Below are 20,486 nucleotides of genomic sequence, written 5' to 3' on the forward strand. Positions count from 1 at the left end.
CGGTTTTAGGCAACCACAAACCAAAAGCAATAAACCAACTGCTACTAGTGCGGGACTTTCTTTATCTTGGAATTCCCCATGCTCCTCACCACCAATTCCCCCAAACCTTACTGTCGGCTACGCGCCCGGCAGTGGCTGTGGCTTTTGCTCATGGCCTTTTTTTCCGCCACCTTCAGCGTTGGCGCGCCCCTCATTGGCCCCGAACAGCCTTTGCGGGTAGAGGCCAGCCGAGCCGAGCTCTTCATTGAGCCCTACAACTACAGTGTGCTGGAGGACCCCACCGGGCGCTTAACGCTACAGGATGTGCAGACGCCGCCGCACGCCGCACGCTTTGTGTTAGGCTCGCGCACGGCTACCAACATGGAGCACCCGGGCTCCGCCTACTGGCTCCGCCTGCGCGTGCTGGCCACTGGTTTGCAGCCGCAGCACTGGTACCTGGAGCTGTTTGATTCCCACCTCAACAACGTTGTTTTCTACCCCGATGCCGCTTCCGCGCAAGGGCAGGTGCGCACCGGCGCCGACTGGCCGTTCACGTCGCGGCCTTACAGCTACAAGAACTTCCTGATGCGCTTGCCGCTTGGCACCAACGAGGCGCAAATCTACTATTTGCGGCTTCAGTCTGGCTCCAAGACCAGTTTTCTGTCGCGGCTGCGGACCGAGCAGGGCATTGCCGAACACTTCCAGACCGAATACGGGCTGCTTGGGGGCTTCTATGGCATCCTGCTGATCATGGTGGTGTATAACTTCTGTTTGTTCTTCTTTACCGGCGAGCAAACCTACCTGCGCTACGTGGGGTACGTGCTGAGTTGCAGCCTTGTATTTTTGTCGGAAGACGGCTTGGGCTTTCAGTATTTGTGGCCCGAGTATCCGTGGCTCAACAAGGTGGTGGAAGTAGGGTCGGCGCCGCTGCTGCTGCTTACGTTCGGCTATTATGCCCGCCAGTTCCTGGATACGCCACAGCGTCTGCCGCAGTACGATTTTTGGCTGCGGGCCGTTGTTTTGGTTAGCGTATTGGCGCTGCTAGCCGATGCACTCTGGTTGAAAACAGGTGTTGGCATCGGGCTCTACATCTTGCCCTACGGGATGCTGCTTTATGCGGCGTTGCGGGTATGGCAGCGCGGTTTCGAGCCCGCCCGCTTTATTCTGCTTTCCCACACGCTGGTGGCAGTGAGTGTGCTGTTTCTGCTTTTGCGCAAGCTCGGTATCCATACGTTCACCAACACCTACACCGTGTACAGTATGAATGCGGCTTTCGTGCTGGAAGTGGTAGTGCTCTCGTACGCGCTAGGCAGCAAAATCAAGGCGATTCAGGAGTCTACCCTTAGGGCGCAACACCACCTGGTAAAGCAATTGCGCAAAAAGCACCAGGTGCAGGAGCAGCTAGTGGAGCAACTGCGCCAGAACGAGGAGCTGAAAGATCAGCTGAACTCCGAACTGGAAAACCTGGTAGCCCAACGCACGCAGGAGCTTCAGCAGCAAGGCGAAACCATTGCCACCCAAAACCGGGAGCTGCTGCAAGCCAACGGGTTGCTGGCGCTACAGTCGGCGGCCATCGAGAAGCTGAATGCTGATTTGCAGCTCGACTTGCAAAAGGCCCAAACGGCGCGCGTACTTTCTCAGGAAGTGGACTTCGGCGAGTTCAGCCAGATTTACCCCGACAAAGAGGCGTGCCTGACCTACCTCGCCGACCTGAAATGGGCGCAGGGCTACCACTGCCGCAAGTGCGGCCACGACAACTACTGCGAAGGCCGCGAGCCTCATTCTCGGCGCTGTACCCGCTGCCGCTACGTAGAATCGGCTACGGCCTACACCTTGCTGCAGAAGTGCAAGTTTTCGATTGTAAAGGCATTTTATGCGGTGTTTTTGTTGCACACCCACAAAGGCAACTATTCAACTCAGGAGCTTTCGCGAGTCCTGGATCTGCGCCGCGCTACTTGCTGGAGCTTTAGCCAGAAGGTAGCCGATGCCATCCGCCGCCAGGCCGCCGAACATCCGGAAGAAGAAAACTGGACCCGTTTGCTGCTAGACGACTCCGGCAATGATGCAGAGGAGAGCCCCGACGAAACCACCACCTTGGCGGCGGGTAGCGCCCATTAGTTGCGAGCTCGATGTAATTGAGTTGAAGACAAGAAAAAAAAGTGGATTAAATCTCTATTTTTTTACTTGTTTTTTACCCGTCAGCCTCCCGGCGGCCTGATGTGACATTCTAGAATAATGGCCGTAAAAACAGCTCTTTCTGCGTGTGCTGTAAGCGTACACACCTTTGTACGACTTAAGCGAAAACGCCCTTTGCAAACGTTTGGGGTGGGGTTTTTACTTGACTTTTAAAAATAATGCCGGGTATATTTGAGGCATCCTTTCGCCCTTATGTCTCACTCCACCTCCCCCCGCCAACGTTGTGCCGTGAGTAAGCTCTCACCTCTCGCACAACAGAACCGCCCCCTGCACCTGCCGCGCCCATATTGCACATAGCCGGCAGACCAACCGCAGAACAATACCTGCTCTACTAGCATGCCTCCCCGGGTTGCGGATTTGAATCCGGCCTGCGGTAGCTACTGCTTTGCCCTACTGGTAATTCACTTGGGCGGCGGTGCAGCCTGAGTTGCGAGATGGCAGCAGTCAACTCCCTTTTCAATCCATAGTCGATTGCTGCACCTGCCTGACGGCTTGTTTTCCCTTGGTAGTGGTAAGCGCAGGCCGGCTGCTTTTTACCTCCTCCCTCCTTTTACAACTGGCTTTTGCTTTCAGGGAGGCAAAGCCAGACGCTATTTAATTCCCACACTCTTCTTTTCACCATATGAATCGCACCTATTACTCGTATTTGGGATTCCGGCGCGTAGTGCCACTGGCGGCCTGCGGGTTACTGACGCTAGCCGCACCCCTCGCGGAAGCACGTAGCGCCGCGGCAGCCCCCAACCTGAACTCTGTAACCGATGTACCGGTTTCGGGCCGGGTTACGCAAGAAGACGGCGCACCTCTACCGGGCGTTACCATCATTGTGAAGGGTACCACGCAAGGCATCACCACCAATGCCGATGGTGCCTTTAGTCTCAATGCGCCGGAAGGATCTACGCTGGTATTCAGCTACGTTGGGTTTGCCCGCAAAGAAGTAACCATCTCGGGAGCTACTACCAGCCTGACGGTGAGCTTAGTAGAGGACACCCGCGCCCTCAACGAGGTGGTAGTGGTGGGCTACGGCACGCAGGAACGCACGAGTGTAACGGGGGCCGTATCGTCGGTGTCGGGGCGGGACATTGCGACGCAGCCGGTAGCCGATGCGACGCAGGCGCTGCAGGGCCGGGCCGCGGGCGTAACCGTTACGTCGAATGGGGGGTCGCCGGGGGGCGCGGCGGGTACGTCTATTCGGGTGCGCGGCATCACGTCGGCCGGCAACAACAACCCGCTGTATGTGATAGACGGCTTTCCGCTGCCCGAGGGCGGGGAAAACCAGTTGAACGCCATCAGCCCCAACGACATTGAAACCATTGATATTCTGAAGGATGCCTCGGCTACCGCTATCTACGGCGTGCGAGCCGCCAACGGGGTAGTCATCATTACCACCAAGCGCGGCAAGGCCGGCGTTTCAACCATTAACCTTGATGTTTACCGCGGCGTGCAACAGGTGTGGCGCAAGCTTAACTTGCTGAATGCCGAAGAGTACGCCGTTATCAACAACGAAAACCGCTTGGCGGCCGGGCAACCCATTGTGGTGGACCGGCTGCGCGACCCGCAGGCCCTGGGCGAAGGCACCGACTGGCAGAACGAAGTATTTCGCCGGGCCGTCATCCAGAACTATTCCCTCTCGACCAGCGGGGGCAGCGAGAAAGCCCGGTATGCGGTATCGGGCAGCTATTTTCAGCAGGATGGCACCATTGTCGGGTCGAAGTTCGAGCGCTTCACGTTGCGGGCCAACGGCGACGTGCAGGTCAACAAGATTCTGAAGCTCGGCAACAGTATTTCCCTTACCCACTTAGAAGACCGGCAGATTACGTCCAACGACGGCGAGTACGGCACGGTGCAGCAGACGCTGCGTATTCCGGCCATCATGCCGGTGTACCGGCCCGATGGCTACTACTATGAGCCCCGTGGCCAGCAGGACAACTTCGTAGAAGAAAACCCACTGGCGGCGGCTACGCTCAACAACCAGAAGTTCTCACGCAACCGGGCCCTGACCACGCTGTTTGCCGAGTTGGAGGCCGTGAAAGGCCTGCGGCTCCGCACCAACGTGGGGGCCGACTTCATCTTCGACAACTTCAACTCGTTCCGGCCTTCGGTGCCCGAACTGCGCGTGGGCAACGAGGTGTACAACACCCGCTACAACCTGGCGGGCGCCTCGGCCACTTCGTCGTATGCGCCGAGCTACCTGATTGAAAACACCATCACCTACGACCACCTGTTTGCCGACAAGCACCAGGTAACCTTTCTGGTTGGTCAGTCGGCGCAGGCCTTCGACTACAGCAATGTGGAAGCCTACCGCACCGGCTACCTGCGCAACGACTTGCAGGTAATCAACACGGGGCCGCTGAACACGTCGTTAGCCAATGCGGGCATTATTCGGCCTACGTCGCACCTGGCCAGCTATTTCAGCCGCCTCAACTACGAGTTTGCCGGCAAATACCTGTTCTCGGCCATTGCCCGCTACGATGGCTCCGGCAACTTCCCTCCCGGCGAGCAGTTCGGCTTCTTCCCGGGCATATCGGCGGGCTGGCGCATCTCGGAGGAAGACTTTATGAAAGACAACCGGGTGCTGAGCAACCTGAAGCTGCGCGCGGGCTACGGGAAGGTGGGCAACCCCAACAATGCGGGCCGCTTTGCTTACTTGTTCTCGGTTAACTCGGCCATTCAGTACCCCTTCGGGCCTAGCGGCACCTTGCAAACCGGCGCTGCGCCTACGCGCCTGGCCAACCCCGATCTGCGGTGGGAAACCAACAACCAAACCAACATCGGCCTGGACTTGGGCTTCCTGGAAAACCGCCTCGAAGCCACCATCGACGTGTACGACCGTACATCGCCGAACCTGATTGCCCCGGTGCCGGTGTCGTTGGTATCGGGCACGTTCGAGAGTGTGAACCGCAACGCGGCTTCGGCCTACAACCGGGGCATCGACTTCTCGTTTACGTCGCGCAATGTGCAGGGCACGGGGCAGAGCCTGAACTGGACGACCACGCTGAACCTGTCGGCCTACAAAACGCAACTGGAGTCGTTGGGTGTGGGGCAGCCGTATAATGGTTTGAGTGCGTTGAGCGGCGTAATTGTGCGCTACGATGAAGGCCAGCCCTTCGGCTCGTTTTACGGCTACGTGGCCGACGGCTTGTTTCAGACGCAGGAAGACGTGCGGAACCACGCCACGCAGAACAACGGTACAGCGCCCGGTGATATTCGCTTCAAGGACCTGAACGGCGACAACATCATCAACGCCGACGACCGCACGTTTATCGGCAACCCGAACCCGGACTTCACCTACGGCGTGAACAACACGCTGAGCTACATGGGCTTTGACTTGAACGTGTTTATCCAGGGCTCGCAGGGCAACCAGATCTACAACCAGAACCGTTACCTGCTGGAAGGCACCTTGTTTGGCAACAGCAGCGGCAGTGCCCGCGTGCTGGACCGCTGGACCGGCCCCGGTACCAGCAACGAAGTGCCCCGCGCTATTGCCGGCGACCCGAACACCAACCTGCGTGTTTCGACCTACTTCTTGGAAGACGGCTCTTATATGCGCATCAAGACCCTGACGCTGGGCTACACCCTGCCCAAGAGCGTACTGGACCGGCTTTCCGCCAAACAGCTGCGCGTGTACGTGAGTGGCCAAAACCTGCTGACGGTAACCAAATACACGGGCTTCGACCCCGAGGTGGGCTCCCGCGGCGTGGACCTGGGCGTCTATCCGCAGGCGCGTGTATTCCTGGCCGGCCTCAACATCGGCTTCTAATCTTCCCCTTTACTCTTTCAGACAAATGTCGACTTTCAATAAATACACTTGCGGCGCTTGGCTACTGACGCTGGGCCTGCTGACAGGGTGCGGAGAGAAATTTCTGGACGAAGCCCCCACCGACCAAGTAACCGACGCCAACTTCTACAAAACAACTACCGATGCTATTCAAGCCACCAACGCGGTTTACAGCGAGCTGGCCACGCTGGGCCAGTATAATTCGGCCTTATGGGGCATCGGCGACATTGGCTCCGACCTTTCGAACACCGGGGGCGGTGGGGGCGGCGACGGTATCGAGCAGCAGCAGCTCGACAACTTCAACATTCCGGCTACCAACCCGCTGACTAGCCGCTTGTGGGGCAGCTGCTACGTGGCCGTCGGCCGCGCCAACGTGGTGCTGCAGAAAGTACCAGCCATGTCGATCGATCCGGCTATTCAGCAGCGCTGCATTGGCGAAGCTGAATTCCTGCGGGCCAAGTACTACTTCGATCTGGTACGGGCTTTCGGGGATGTGCCCTTGCTGACTACGCCGCCGCTCACGCTGGCGGAAGTGAATGTGCCGCGCACCCCGGCCGACCAGGTGTATGCCCAAATTGTAACCGACCTCACCGACGCCATCACCAAACTCCCTGCCTCCTACAGCGGCGACGAGATTGGGCGGGCCACCAAATGGGCCGCTACGGGTTTGCTGGCTAAGGTGTATCTCACGCAGGGCAACACGGCCGGGGCCGCCCAACGAGCCCGCGAAGTGCTAGCCCCGAGCAGCGGCAAAGCCTTGTGGGACAATTACGCCGACAACTTTAAGGTAGCCAACGAGAACGGCAAGGAGTCGCTGTTTGAAGTGCAGTTTGTGGCGGGCCGCAACCAGTACACCCAAGACGGTCCGGGCTGGAGCGGCAACGAGTTTATGGGCCCGCGGGGGCAGGGCATCGTACCGCAGGGCGGCTACGGCTTCAACATTCCGGAGCCCGACTTTGTGGCGGGCTACGAGGCCGGCGACCTGCGCCGCGACGTAACCATCTGGAAGCCCGGCGACTTGTATCCTGATGGCCGCAAGCAGCCTAATTCCTTACCTGGCTCACCCAACGGCTACGGCGTGAAAAAGTGGTTTGTGGGCAAAGTGAACACCAACATCTGGGATTCGGAGCTCAATATTGCGGTGTTGCGCCTGGCCGAGACGTACCTGATTTTGGCCGAGGCCGTTGGGCCAACGCCCGAAGGGCTGGAGGCCATCAACAAGGTGCGCCGCCGCGCCTTCGGGTTGCCAATCAACACACCGAGCGCCCGCGACATTGCGGCGGGTATCAGCGCTACGGCCTTCAAAGAAGTTGTTTGGCGCGAGCGGAAGTACGAGCTGGCGTTTGAGATGGACCGGTGGTTTGATATGAAGCGCACCGGTGAGCTGCTCACCTCGCCGCAGCTGCGCGCCAAGGGCGTGAAGCCTTTCAACGTGCTGCTGCCCATTCCGCAGTCGGAGCGTGACGTGAATCCGGCCCTTACGCAAAATCCTGGCTACTAACCGCCTGCCCACCAGCCTGGGGCTAGGCCTTGGGCTGGTGGGTTGAGGTGCTTCCCACTTTACCTTCTTTTGAATTCCCATGAAAAATATAGTACGCTTGGCAGTATGGGGGCTTGCATCGGCCCCGCTGCTTTTCTCCTCCTGCGAGAAAGAAGGCGACGACAACGAGCTGGAAGGGCCAGTACCGCAGTCGAGCTTCACGTTCCAAGTCAATCAAACTGAATTCCCGACGGTGGTGGCCTTCACTAGCACCAGCCAGGACGGTTTCCTCTACCAGTGGAGCTTCGGCGACAACGCCATTGCATCCGGCAACACGGTGCAGCACACTTACCCGCGGGCCGGTGCTTACCAGGTGGAGCTGGTGACGGCCGGCCGCGGCGGCACGGGCATTTCGGCCAAGCAAGCCGTAACCGTTCCGGACGCTTGCAGCAGTGCGGCCTTCAGCAAGCTCGTAGACTGCGTCGGCAGTGGCACCCGCGTGTGGGCCTTCGCCAATACGCCCGGCGCCATCGTGCGCGAATCGGCGACGGGCACGGTGCTTTCCACCTCTACCACCCTGCCCGCCTGCCAGCTCGACGACCAGTTTTCGTTTAGCAATGGCTTTACGCTCAACTACGAAAGCGGCGGTGAAACCTATCAGAACGGCGCCTGCAGCACTTCCCGCAACAACTCCGGGGCCTTCAGCTTTCGGCCCAACAGCAGCGGCAACCCGCAGCTTGTGCTAAAGGGCAAGGGGGCCTTCATCGGCCTGCCCGATTCGGTGGTCAACAAAACCTACGACATTCTGGAAGCCACCGATACCCGCCTGCGCCTGCGCGGCACCAACCCCGACGGCACCCGCACCACCGTAACGCTGGCCATCTACGACGCTACCGCCCCCATCAAGTTGTTGCTGACGGGCGGCTCGTCGAGAACCTGGAAACTAGACAACGCCACCGACGCCCCCATCACGGTGGGCACCGAAGCAAATCCGCTCGAGTATTTCGCGGGCGTGATGCCGGGGCAATTGCCCGCCTGCCAGTCCGACGACGAGTACACATTCTCGACGGCCAACGTCTTCACCTACAATGCCCTGGCCGAAACCTTCTCCGCCAACGGCTATTCTTGTCAGGCACCGCAGTCGGGCACTTCGCCCATGGTATTTGGGCCCGCCGCCGGCGCAGGGTTAGCGCAGTTTACGCTTTCACGGGCCGGGGCCTTCATTGCCGCCACCGATGCTTCTCCTACGGAGCGGGTTTACCGCATCTTATCCATCGACAACCAGAAGATGACGCTGCGCGCGGGTAGCGGGCAAAACGGCGGCACGGTGTTCACCGTCAAGATGGTGGTGAAATAAGTGACGAGACACAAGGGCTGAGTGGTAAGTAGCGGCTTGAGGGTTCGACAAACAACCTATCCTGAATCGGCTTTCTATTAAGCACTTGTGTTTTATTAGGTAAAGGGCAGCTGCATTTCGCCGCTGCCGAACAAGCAACATCAGCGGAAATGAAAATCTTGTCCATCAGCAAAGGGCAGACTTATCGACTCGGGGTTGGCCTGTTGCTGGCCCTGAGCTTAGGGTCCTGCACCGAAGAGAAAAAGAAGAACGTTCCCACCCCGAACCCCACGCCCACCACGCCGGTGGTCAACGAGGAAGCGCGCGACTACAACCAGTATACTACGCTGGCCTGGGGCGACGAATTCGACGCGGGCGCCCTCGACCAAACCAAATGGGTGTACGAGCAAGGCGGCAGCGGCTGGGGCAACAACGAGCTGCAGAATTACACCAACTCGCCCGACAACGCGTTTCTGACGGGCGGCAACCTCGTGATTCAGGCCCGCCGCCAGCAGTCGGGCAGCAATGCGTACACCTCGGCGCGGCTCATCACCAAGGGCAAGCAAAGCTTCCAATACGGACGCCTCGATGTGCGGGCCAAAGTACCCAAAGGCAAAGGCGTGTGGCCCGCTATCTGGATGCTAGGCGCTGATATCGACCAGAACAACTGGCCTCGTTGCGGCGAAATCGATATTATGGAGCTGCGCGGCAGCCGCCCCAAGGAGCTGCTCTCGACGATGCACTTCGGCAACAGCACCACCGACCACCGCTATAAGGGTACGACGCAGGTGCAAGCCAACGACCTTTCCGACGATTTCCACATCTTTTCAGTGGTGCGTAGCAAAGACCAGCTCCGCTTTTTCCTCGACGGCCAGCAGTACTACACTTTCACGGGCAGCGACGCCAGCCCGTTTCCGTTCAACAACCCGTTCTTCGTGATTCTGAACGTGGCCATCGGCGGCGACTTCGACGGCAACCCTGACGCCTCCACCGTGCTGCCTCAGCAGATGCAGGTGGACTACGTGCGTTACTACCAGTATAAATAGGCGGCCCTCTTCCGTGTCGGCTAGGGGCTATGCTGCTTTAGTAGCCTGATTTGCTGATTTAGACCGTCCGGAAACAGTAGCGCACGTCTGCACTTAGTGCCTTGTTGCACGACCGAAACCGCCCCGTTGCAATTGTCTGTTGTTCAACGAAGCGCAGGCTCGCGCTACTGCCTTTGCCCATCAGAACTTTTCCCTCCAACAATGAAGCTCTTTTCAAACCAGGCTATTCTTTCGGCTACTGCGGGTCTGTTGCTGCTGATTTGTGCTTCCGGAACAACTGGATTCAGCCCTCCGGAACGCAGCAAGTTGCCCAAGTACTCCTTCAAGGAACTGCTGTGGAGCGACGAGTTCAACTACACCGGCTTGCCCGATTCCGTGAAATGGACCTACGATGTGGGCGGCAGTGGCTGGGGCAACAAGGAAGCGCAGTTCTACACCAAAGCCCGCCGCGAAAACGCCCGCGTCGAGAATGGCCACCTGATTATTGAGGCCCGGCGCGAGGCGTTGAATCCACCAAATCCGTACACTTCCACGCGGCTGGTATCACGGGTTAAAGGTGGGGGCAGCCTCACCTACGGCCGCGTAGAAGTGCGGGCCCAACTTCCGGCGGCCCGTGGCACCTGGCCCGCCATCTGGATGCTGCCCGACGACTGGAAATACGGCGACAAAAGCTGGCCCGCCAACGGCGAAATCGACATTATGGAGTACGTGGGCTACCGGCCGGCCATCGTGCAGGCTTCCACACACTGCAAGAAATACTACTTCCGCACCAACAACCAGAAAACCGATTCTATTAGCGTGCCTACCGCCACCACCGCCTACCACGTGTACGCCATGGAGTGGACGCCCGAAACAATTACGGCTTTAGTGGACGGCAAATCCTATTTCACTAGCCGCAACGAGCACTCCGGCTGGGAGGCCTGGCCCTGGGACCATCCGTTTCACTTGCTCCTCAACGTGGCGGTGGGCGGCGAATGGGGTGGCAAGAAGGGCATAGCCGAAACTGCTTTTCCGCAGCAGATGCTCGTGGACTACGTGCGCTTTTACAAGCTCAAGCAGCAGTAGCTAGTCTGCTGCCAGGGCACTGCCCGCCAACATTTCCTATGAGTAGCCAAAGCAGTACAAGCAGCTAAAAACACGCGCTTGGCGAAGTTCGACTGCTGGTACTTCTGATCTTGCTAGGCACCTACTGCAACGGCCCTGCAAAGAGTCCGGCTTCCTTTTCATGCACTTTTTATACGTTGTATATGGGCCGTCAAAAGCAATTTTTTCGGTTGTCGGCGGCCGAGCACCAGGAGGTGCAGCACTACCTGCAACAAGAGCAGTTGGTACGCCGGCAAATCAATAGGGCGCAAGCGCTACTGGACTGGCACGCCGGTTACTCGGCCGCCGAAACCGCGCAGCGCCTTACCATGACCGAGGGCCGGGTGTATGCCCTGCGCCGGGCCTTTCAGCGCCAGGGGCTTACCTCCTATTTGAATACGCATCCGCAGGGCGGGGCGCCCACCAAGCTGACGCCCACCGTGGAAGCGGCCCTTCTGGCCCTACTTTCGCGCCGCACCGCCGACTCGACCCGCCATTGGACGCTCCGTCAGTTAGCCAGCTACCTCGTCGACAAAGGCCACGCGAAATCCATTTGCCCGGTTACGGTGAGCAAGGCCTTGCAAAGGCTCCAGACACTACTCGCCTCCTCTTCCGATGCCGGCAATGAAGCCATGCAGGCTTCTTGCTCAGCTGGCCATAACTAAAGTGCCACGGCTTGACCTCTCCTGCTTCTCTTTAAACCACATGATGCTTTTTTCAAAAACTGCTTTGCTCACGTTGCTGGCTGGTATTCTTGCCACTTCTGCGCAGGCGCAGAAAGGTGCTACAACCAGCCAGGCCTACCCGGTAGCGGGTAAGCAGGTGCAGGTGTACACCACGGCCAGCAATACGGCGCTGCACCTGACGGCCACCGATAAGCTTCCATTCAAAGAAGTGGGTCAGCCGCTGGAAACGCAGCCGACCGTCTTCGTGGACCCCACGCACACGTTTCAGACCATGCTCGGCATTGGGGGCGCCCTCACTGATGCCGCCGCCGAAACCTTCGCCAAGCTGCCCAAGGCCACGCAACAAGAATTTCTGCGAGCCTACTACAGCCCCACGGCCGGCATCGGCTACACTTTGGCCCGCACCAGCATCCACAGCACCGACTTTTCCAGCGGCAGCTACACCTACGTAGCCGACAACGATAAGACCCTGCAAAGCTTCAGCGTCCGCCACGACGAGCAGTACCGCATCCCCTTCCTTAAGCAGGCACAGGCCGCGGCCGGAGGCAAGCTAACCACGTACGTGAGCCCGTGGAGCCCACCGGCCTGGATGAAAGACAACCAAAGTATGCTGCAAGGCGGCAAGCTACTCCCCGAATACCGCCAAGCCTGGGCCGACTACTTTGTTAGGTTCATTCAGGCGTACGAAAAGGCCGGCATTCCCATCTGGGGCCTGAGCGTGCAGAACGAGCCCATGGCCAAGCAGAAGTGGGAGTCTTGCCTGTTCACGGCCGAGGAAGAGCGCGACTTCGTGAAGGGCTACCTCGGTCCGACCCTCAAGAAAGCGGGCTTCAGCAATAAAAAGCTCATCGGCTGGGACCATAACCGCGACTTGATCTACCAGCGCGCCAGCACCCTCTTCGACGACCCCGAAGCCAGCCAGTACTACTGGGGCCTGGGGTTCCACTGGTACGAAACCTGGACCGGTAGCGCCATGCAGTTCGATAACCTGCGCCGCGTGCACGAAACCTACCCCGACAAAAACCTGATCTTCACCGAGGGCTGCGTGGAGAACTTCAAGTTCGACAAGCTAAACGACTGGACCCTGGGCGAGCGGTACGGCCACTCGATGATCAACGACTTCAACGCCGGCACCGTGGCCTGGACCGACTGGAATGTGCTGCTCGACGAAACCGGTGGCCCCAACCACGTCGGCAACTTCTGCTACGCGCCCCTCATCGGCGATACGCGCAACGGCAAGCTTCTCTACACCAACAGCTACTACTACATCGGCCACTTCTCTAAGTTCATCCGCCCTGGCGCCAAGCGCATTGCCACCGCCGCCAGCCGCGACGTGCTGCAAACCACCGCCTTCCTCAACCCCGACGGCAAAGTAGCCGTGGTAGTCATGAACAGCACCGATCAGGAGCAACCGTTTCAGCTTTGGATTAAAGGCCAGGGTGCCGCCGCCACCAGCCGCGCCCATTCCATCATGACGATGGTCGTTAACTAGGTTTGTAGCATTACCAGCCACAGCCTGGCTTCACAAGGACTAGTGCCGCTTCTATATGTTTGAATTCCAAGCACCCCTGAGACCTTGCGGTTCGCAGCGAGGCCGTTTTTCTACTCCTGACGCTCCTTCTTGGTGCCGAGAATAAACAGAATCAGCAGCAGGAACGACGCGATGCCCAAACTGTACCACGTCACGATGGGTAGGCCGCGGTAGTAGGGCATCTGGCCCGCTGGATAGGTTCCTAGCAAGCTCAGGCCCGCAAACAAGATCATAGCCACCGACACCGCCGCCAGGATAGCGCGACTCACCAGTTGGTCGGCTTTGCGCAGCAGCAGCAGGTAGCCGCTCAGCTCGACGCGCACCCGTAGGTCGCCGCGCGAAATTTTGCGCACGATCTGCCGAATGTCGGCGGGTAGGGTTTGGATGAGGGCCAGTAGTTGCGTGCCGGTGTATTCGGCTTCGCTGAGGATGTTCTCGGCCGAGTATTGCTCGGCCACGATGCGCGCGCCGTAGGGCCGCACAAACTCGAACGTGTTGAAGCGCGGGTGCAGCACTTTTCCTATGCCCTCGAGAATCACGAGCGCCCGCAGAATCAGGAACACCGCGCCGGGTACTTGCAGCTTGTAGGTGTAAATGACGCCCTGCAGCGCCTCCGCCAAATCCGACATGCTCATGTCTTTGACGTCGAGGCTAGCAAAGTCTTCTATCAGCTCTCCCAGAGAAGCCTCGAAAGCCCGCATGTCCTGGATGTCGGAGGTAATGGCCAGGCGCCGGAAGCTCAACGCCATACCACGCGCGTCTTGGCGGGCCATACCAATGAACACGCCCGCAAAAGCGTACTTCTGCTGCTTGCTCATTTTGCCCACCATCCCGAAGTCGATGAGCACCAGCGTGCCGTCGGGGCGGACCAGCACGTTGCCGGGGTGCGGGTCGGCGTGGAACATGCCGAACTCGAATATCTGCGTCAGGTAGATATCCATGCCCGTTTCAGCCACTTTTTCCGGACTCAGGCCCCACGCCAGCAGTTGCGGCTTGTCGGTAATTTTGCAGCCGCTCACAAACTCAATTATTAGTATCCGGGACGTGCTGATTTCGCGGTAGGGCTTGGGAATGTAGAAGGTTTCGTAGTTGGCGTAGAGCGAGCGAAACTGCTCCATACTCCGGGCCTCGGAGGTGTAGTCCAGCTCTTTGGTCATGCTCCGCTCAAAGGCATCGACTACGTCTTGTGGATTGCTCAGGCCTTGCTTGCGCAGGAAATTACCCGTCAGCCGAACCAACTCGTGGAGCAAAGCCAGGTCGGAGCGCACTTTTTCCTGCACGCCGGGCCGCTGCACCTTCACCACCACCTCCTCGCCCGACAGCAGCCGCGCCCGGTGCACCTGCCCGATGCTGGCGGAACCTAGCGGCACGTCATCAAACTCGGCAAACACCTCATCGAGCGGCTGGCCCATCTCCCGCTCGATAATGGCCTTGGCTACCTGCACATCAAAAGGCGGCACGTTGCTTTGCAGCTTCTCGAACTCGTCGATCAGGGGCTGGGGCAGCAGGTCGGCGCGGTTGCTCATGGCTTGCGCCAACTTGATGAAGGTGGGACCAAGCTCCTCGATAATCATCCGGATGCGCTGCCAACGCGTGGTTTCAAACACGGCCTGCTCGCCCTCCTGCCACGAAATACGCCGGCTTTGGGGCACCAGCCGCCGCAGAGGCGTACTGGTAACAGCATCCTCGAAGCCGTAGCGGATGAGTACCTCCGCTACCTGCCGGATGCGAGTCAGGTTGGAAATCGTGTTTTTAAACATCAAGTATCAGATAAACCGGCCACTAACGACCTCAACTATTTCGACAAGCGGCGATTTGCCGCTCGTAGTACGCTGCGGAGGTTTGCAGTTCCATAATCTTAGCGCAAGCTAGCAGCAAGCTCCAAAAACGCACTGGCATTTTATAAGATTCCCCTAAACCTTCGAGCTGCTCCATTGCCAGTTCAAATTCGTTGTATTCCAGAAACTCCACGAATGCTGTCTTGGTACAAACATTCTCTGCTACGGCCGGCGCTGCAGTTGGCAGCATACTTCCGGCCTCACGCAACATAGCTCGCAGCGTATAGCTCATCTTATCAGTTGGAATATAGAAAACCCCGTTCGGGTAGCCCGAACGGGGTTTTTCAGCTTCAAAAGCAACAGTTTACGACAGCGTGCTACCAGTGCTCGACGTGTTGTCGTTAGGCGAAATGGCTTTTTTAGCGGCCGTTTTGTTGGCTTTTTCTTCTTTGCTGTCGCTGGCGTTGGTGTTCTTCACTTTACCCACCGTGCTGGTAGCAGGCGTAGTGACGGTTTTCTGGGCAGCCGCCGCTCTACCGGCCGAGCTACTTACGTTGGTGGTTCCTACCAGCGAGTTAACCGTAGGCTTACCCACCTTTGGCGCGGCAGCTTTTGGTGCTGCGGCAGCTGCCTTACTGCCACCTTTCACAGTGCGTTTCAGTTCTTCCACATCGGAGTTAGGAGCTACGCCTACGGTTTTCATCACGCGCGAAGCAATGCTCTGCACCTGCTTTTCCAGCTCCTTGCGCTTGGTTTCGCCGTTTTGCTTCAGCTCATCCATGATTTTAGCTCCCTCCTGCTCCGACAGCTTGCTTTCCTGTACCAGCGCATCAATGGTTTTTTGCACCCGATCGGTAGTAAGGGAAACGAAGCCAACGCCTGCGTTGATGAACTTCTTAAACAAATCTTCCATAAAGCTGAGTGATTAAAAGAGAGTGAGAGAAGTAGAAAATGGGCCTGCGGACTCGCTGGCCAAGAAAAGTAGTATGCAAGCCTACTATATGTTACAAACCTACAAAACGGCCGCTATATAGTTGATGCTGAAGACAAAATATTCATCGGCAATTGGCTTTCAAGGGCAAATTTGTTTTGCAGCAGTTTCACAATCCGGTCTGAGGCATCCTCTTTTTCTTGCTATATGACCAGCGGCCTTGCTAGCTATCCTATTTTACCGCTCGGCAGGCAACTGAGTTGCCCAAATGCTGCGGGTAAATTCACCTACCTGATTGAGTGCCTGCCGAGCCTCAGGCACAAAACGCCAGAATAAGTGCCACCAATGCACCAGGCCATTGAATACCTGCAACGTAATGGGCACCCCCGTCAAGCGAGCTTTCCGGCAGAAGCCCACCACATCATCGTGCAGTACTTCGGCATCGGAAATCTGAACCAGCAGCGGTGGCAAGCCGTGCAATTTGCCTTTCACGGGCGAAAGCAAGGGGTGCGTATGCGGAGTATCGGCAGCGTAGAAGCTACCCCAATTCTGCATTTCGAGGGCTTCTAACACCCGGGCTTCTTCGTAGCAGGCTTGCCGTTCTACCCCTTTGGGCATGGCCAAGTCGATCCAGGGGGAGAGGCCGATAGCGGCAGCGGGTAGCGGCACTTTGGCGTCGCGCAGATGCAGGAGCAGGGCCAGCGCAAGGCCGCCCCCGGCCGAATCGCCCGCTACCATAATATCGTGGGCTTGGTAGCCTTGGTTGAGTAGCCAGTCGTAGGCCAGTCGGGCATCTTCGAGTGCGGCGGGGAAGGGGTATTCGGGGGCCTTGCGGTAGTTGATGGCCAGGGTGTTGAGCTGGCAGCTTTCAGCCAGAGCACCCACTAGCGCCCGGTGAGTGTTCAGGGAGCCAATTACGTACCCACCACCATGTAAGTACAGCAGCACCCGTTTAGGATGCGCACCAACAGGACGAAGCCACTCGGCGGCCATGCCTTCCACGTCAGTATCTTCCAGAAATACATTCCAGGGCACAAAATGAAAGAGCGCGGCCACTTCTACGGCCAGCCTTATGGCAGGTAGTTGGGGCCGGCGGCGGGCCAAAGGGCCCGTCGCGGCAGTAAGAAACTGCTTGAGCAGCAAATGCTGAGAAGACGGCATTGGGAAAGCAAACGTGGGAACTTAGGCAGGGAGCAGGACGGCAACAACGGCGCAAGGCCGCAAATACAATGCGCTGCATGCTGAATACGCAGAGCAGCAATGGTAAGATACTGATTTCAGTGAGGTTTGCTTGAAAAATACCAATTGCAACCCGTCCGCTGGCACCTAGCTGCTCCGTAGCGTGATGGTTTTATTAGAGGCTAGAATAGCCCTGCCTAGACTTACTAAATACTTCGCTTTAGACCGCTAATTCAGAAAGGCCCAGCAAATGGCAACCGCCATAGTTGTTGCTTGCGTTTAAGAGCAATTACAGTAAAATACCAAGATTTAATATAAATTGAATGCGAGTTACACGGTTAGCATCAACTCGACTGCTTGCCAGATTAGGTTCGTCACGAGTAATTAGTTCGCTGTCATTCAATTACTGAAACCATACCTAAGAACTCTGTCACAGAGTTTACATCCTCCGCCCTCCCCACCTTCAGCTTGCATCCTTCTTATGGTGTTCAAGCTGTTAAACACCGTCCGCATGAATAACAAAACCGTTTTCTATGTTTTAATTATATTCTTTGTTGCCTTCTCAGCCTTAGTTGGATCCAGCTATTTCAAGTCATCTTCAGAAAAATCCTTATCGAAGTCTACAACTACAAACAATTTTGCAGAACCTATCATTGGGCTGTATAATCGAAAAAATAAAATCACTGAAATAGAGAAACTTGATTTTCAGCATTTCATAATTAATCTATTTGAGAACACTGACGACAAGGAAATTCAGCAAGCGCTTACCAACCTAGCGCATAATAAACCAAATCTGGTTACTATCAAAACGCTTAATTTCAATAAAGAAAATGTTCTGCAAAGATTTGTTGCTGGTAATTTCGACGCCAAGATCAAAATTATCTGTAGTTCGCTAGCGGGAACTGAACAACCTGTTTACTTGCGGTGGAATCCGGAGATGGAAGTACCGGTAACTATTTATCCTTGGCAATACCAATCCTCCGCTCTTTACGCCGAAGCGTTTCGTCGCTTTTCGAAACTAGCTAAACAGTTTTCACCCAAGGCTAAAATTGTTTGGGGAGCAGCCGGTTATCCGGGAGCAGAAGAATATTGGCCGGGTAATGATGCCGTTGATTTAATAAGCGTAACAATAGATAGCAGGTCCGAGCTTGAAGCGAAAGGGTATCCACGCAGCAAGGACATTGCGGTTTCACTCAAGCGAAAAATTCATAGAATGAGATTTATGGATAAGCCAATCTTGATACTCGGAGCGGCAGACACAAGCACGAATACTCTTGCTCGCAAATCGCTACCAACTGTTTTCAAAGAGTTTGAGCGTGAGCAAACAACTATCTACTCCACAACAATTTCTGAATCGCCTCTCGCAAAGCCATTTATTAATAGAACAACCAAGCCAATTATAGGCGTTTACGATCCCAAGAGACTGTTACTGACGGCTAAGCCTGTAAAATTAGAACATTTATTTATTGACTTAGGAAATATTGAAAATGGTTATCTATTAAAAGAATTCACTGCTATGACAGCGCGTAAGCATGATGTTATTTTAACCGTCGAGCCTTGGAGAGACAAGAATTACACTGAAGATGACAACGTGTTGTTGAATACAAGTCGCGGCAAGTATGACGATGTATTTAAAAAACTTTATTCTATTTTGGGCACTACCAACCAAACAGTATACCTTCGGTTCGCGCATGAAATGGAAATTCCGATTGAACGCTACGCCTGGCAAAGCCAGGACCCGATAGCCTATATCAAAGCTTTCCGCCATTTCATGCAGCTTATTCCAAATAACCTGCATAATATAAAGCGAATATGGGGACCAGCCGGAGACCGTGGGGCTGTTGAATGGTGGCCTGGTGGCGATGTAGTAGATTATGTGAGTATGGCTATTTACGGCTTACCCGATAAAAATATCACTGATCCAACCAAGCAAGAATCTTTCAGTACAATTTACGCACGCAAGCATCACCGACTATATTTCACACACAAGCCTATTTTCATAACTGAATTTGGTGTGAAAGGCCCCGAGGATTTGCAGATGAAGTGGCTGGATGATGCGGCAAACGTAATTAACAAGCACCAAGAAATAGTAGGAGCTTGCTATTTCAACCTGGCTGATAATCCTAAGGCCTGGGGTAAAATACCAGCCCCTGATTGGAGCATAAACAAGAGCACCTTTATCTCGTTCACCGAGAAACTATTGCCCTAAAGAATAATTAACGCAAGTGGCGGAGTAGCTTAAGCATTAATGCCAGAGTACAGATTTAATTGGGTTACTGCTTTCCGCCTATATTGTGGCCTTTGTAGCCTCGAATGGCAATAGGAATCCAGCCGAGAATAGGAATGAAAAAGGTGATGGTAAAGGGGTTGCGCCAAACCATACGCAGCCACGCGCCGGGCTTATCAAGCTGCATCTTAAAGTCGCGGTGGCCTTCGCTGACGTAGAGGCGCTCGAACTCGCGGAACAGGGCTGGCCAAGCAACCGGCAGGAAGAACGGAAAGTAGCGCCAGTTTTCTTTCATGCGCTGCCATAGCTCGCGCCAGCGGTAGGGCTGCTGGCCATGTTTAGCCACAGCCGCCTCCATTTCGGTTTGCATCAGTTGCCGGACCTTTTCGGAAAGCGCCGTGTAGTCTTCGCGGGTGAGGTCAGCAGGGTCTTTGTCGATCATTTCGTAGGGCCGGATGCGCGTACCGAGCACGAACGAGAGCTGGGCCGGATAGGCCATGTAAAACGACCAGGGCTGGAGCAGCACCAGCAGCACAATGGGCCCGAGCGGAACAAACGGAATACCAACCTTCTTGCTCAGGTTGTTGAGCCACTCCCAGCTGTAAGCGTAAGGATTGAGGTACTCGCCGTTGATGGTGTAAAACGGCATCACGTCGGTGCGGTGGGCAATACTGTGGCGCACCATGCTGCTGGCCAGCCGCTGCAGCTCGTACTTCTTGTTGAACCCTTTGCCGATGCCCGGCACGCCTTCCGGATACAGCATCAGGTTCATGTCCTGATAGTACATCATCGTCTCGAAGTTGAGTGTGGTGGCATCCACGCAGCCACACTTCTTCCAGAAATTCTTGACCTGAAAGGGGTTCATGAGCGTGGACTGCGAGAGCAACGGCGCCGACAAGGGTCGGGGCAGGCCGCGCTGCCCCGGCAAAATGCGCCACATATGGGCTAGCGCCACAATGGCATCCCAGGGGAAGGCCATGCCCGAGTGATTGGAGGCGAAGATGAGCGGGCGTGCGGGGTTGTTGCGCTCCGGAAAATTCTCGAACCCGATCAAGCGCGAACGAAACCACACCCGGTCAAGCAGCTGCAGAACGTTACGGTCGAGCGTCTCAACAAAATCTCGTCGAAAATAATCGGTGTAGATGTGCTGGTTGGCCTGGATAGCGGGGGGCGGCGACGGCAGCACGGGGGGCGTGGGCATTGGGGTGGATTGGGCAGAGAAAAGCGTGGGAAAAGTAGCGCCGCTAGGACCAGCTTCT

14 protein-coding genes are annotated in these 20,486 nt (G+C 56.5%); 9 read left to right on the top strand and 5 right to left on the bottom strand.

What is annotated here, in order from left to right:
- The first annotated feature begins 78 nt into the window (after nt 1-78).
- The 8 genes from VF639_RS12545 (at nt 79) to VF639_RS12580 (ending at nt 13,073) form a co-directional block, all read left to right on the top strand.
- The gene (locus tag VF639_RS12545) at nt 79-2,097 is read left to right on the top strand and encodes a 7TM diverse intracellular signaling domain-containing protein (RefSeq protein ID WP_331146253.1); all 2,019 of its coding nucleotides are present in this window, start codon (nt 79-81) and stop codon (nt 2,095-2,097) included.
- 700 nt (nt 2,098-2,797) lie between these two features.
- A complete protein-coding gene (locus VF639_RS12550; protein WP_331146254.1) occupies nt 2,798-5,932 on the top strand; it encodes a SusC/RagA family TonB-linked outer membrane protein in 3,135 nt (1,044 codons plus the stop codon).
- A gap of 25 nt (nt 5,933-5,957) precedes the next feature.
- Complete coding sequence (locus VF639_RS12555) at nt 5,958-7,451, top strand: RagB/SusD family nutrient uptake outer membrane protein (RefSeq protein WP_331146255.1); 1,494 nt, start codon at nt 5,958-5,960, stop codon at nt 7,449-7,451.
- A gap of 79 nt (nt 7,452-7,530) precedes the next feature.
- Nucleotides 7,531-8,787 (top strand): PKD domain-containing protein, encoded by a 1,257-nt coding sequence (locus VF639_RS12560; RefSeq protein WP_331146256.1) that lies wholly within the window; start codon nt 7,531-7,533, stop codon nt 8,785-8,787.
- 149 nt (nt 8,788-8,936) lie between these two features.
- On the top strand, nt 8,937-9,812 hold the full coding sequence (locus VF639_RS12565) for a glycoside hydrolase family 16 protein (RefSeq protein ID WP_331146257.1): 876 nt from the start codon (nt 8,937-8,939) through the stop codon (nt 9,810-9,812).
- Between the two features lie 201 nt (nt 9,813-10,013).
- On the top strand, nt 10,014-10,877 hold the full coding sequence (locus VF639_RS12570; RefSeq protein WP_331146258.1) for a glycoside hydrolase family 16 protein: 864 nt from the start codon (nt 10,014-10,016) through the stop codon (nt 10,875-10,877).
- Between the two features lie 182 nt (nt 10,878-11,059).
- The gene (locus tag VF639_RS12575) at nt 11,060-11,560 is read left to right on the top strand and encodes a helix-turn-helix domain-containing protein (protein WP_331146259.1); all 501 of its coding nucleotides are present in this window, start codon (nt 11,060-11,062) and stop codon (nt 11,558-11,560) included.
- A 40-nt stretch (nt 11,561-11,600) separates the two neighbouring features.
- Complete coding sequence (locus VF639_RS12580; RefSeq protein WP_331146260.1) at nt 11,601-13,073, top strand: glycoside hydrolase family 30 protein; 1,473 nt, start codon at nt 11,601-11,603, stop codon at nt 13,071-13,073.
- A 110-nt stretch (nt 13,074-13,183) separates the two neighbouring features.
- On the opposite strand, the gene VF639_RS12585 is transcribed toward VF639_RS12580, so the two are convergent.
- The 4 genes from VF639_RS12585 to VF639_RS12600 form a co-directional block, all read right to left on the bottom strand.
- Complete coding sequence (locus VF639_RS12585) at nt 13,184-14,872, bottom strand: ABC1 kinase family protein (protein WP_331146261.1); 1,689 nt, start codon at nt 14,870-14,872, stop codon at nt 13,184-13,186.
- A 31-nt stretch (nt 14,873-14,903) separates the two neighbouring features.
- Entirely contained in the window at nt 14,904-15,182 is a 279-nt protein-coding gene (locus VF639_RS12590) for a hypothetical protein (protein WP_331146262.1), read from the bottom strand.
- Between the two features lie 72 nt (nt 15,183-15,254).
- Entirely contained in the window at nt 15,255-15,803 is a 549-nt protein-coding gene (locus tag VF639_RS12595) for a phasin family protein (protein ID WP_331146263.1), read from the bottom strand.
- Between the two features lie 255 nt (nt 15,804-16,058).
- On the bottom strand, nt 16,059-16,982 hold the full coding sequence (locus VF639_RS12600; protein WP_331146264.1) for an alpha/beta hydrolase: 924 nt from the start codon (nt 16,980-16,982) through the stop codon (nt 16,059-16,061).
- 529 nt (nt 16,983-17,511) lie between these two features.
- Between VF639_RS12600 and VF639_RS12605 the strand changes: the two genes are divergently transcribed.
- A complete protein-coding gene (locus VF639_RS12605) occupies nt 17,512-19,209 on the top strand; it encodes a glycoside hydrolase family 26 protein (protein WP_331146265.1) in 1,698 nt (565 codons plus the stop codon).
- A 64-nt stretch (nt 19,210-19,273) separates the two neighbouring features.
- Here the strand turns inward: VF639_RS12605 and VF639_RS12610 are convergent, their stop codons facing one another.
- Nucleotides 19,274-20,428: a hypothetical protein gene (locus tag VF639_RS12610; protein ID WP_331146266.1), complete on the bottom strand. Its 1,155-nt coding sequence runs from the start codon at nt 20,426-20,428 to the stop codon at nt 19,274-19,276.
- Nucleotides 20,429-20,486 lie beyond the last annotated feature (58 nt).

The organism is Hymenobacter sp. (assembly GCF_036387835.1).
In the GTDB taxonomy this organism is placed as follows: Bacteria; Bacteroidota; Bacteroidia; order Cytophagales; family Hymenobacteraceae; genus Hymenobacter.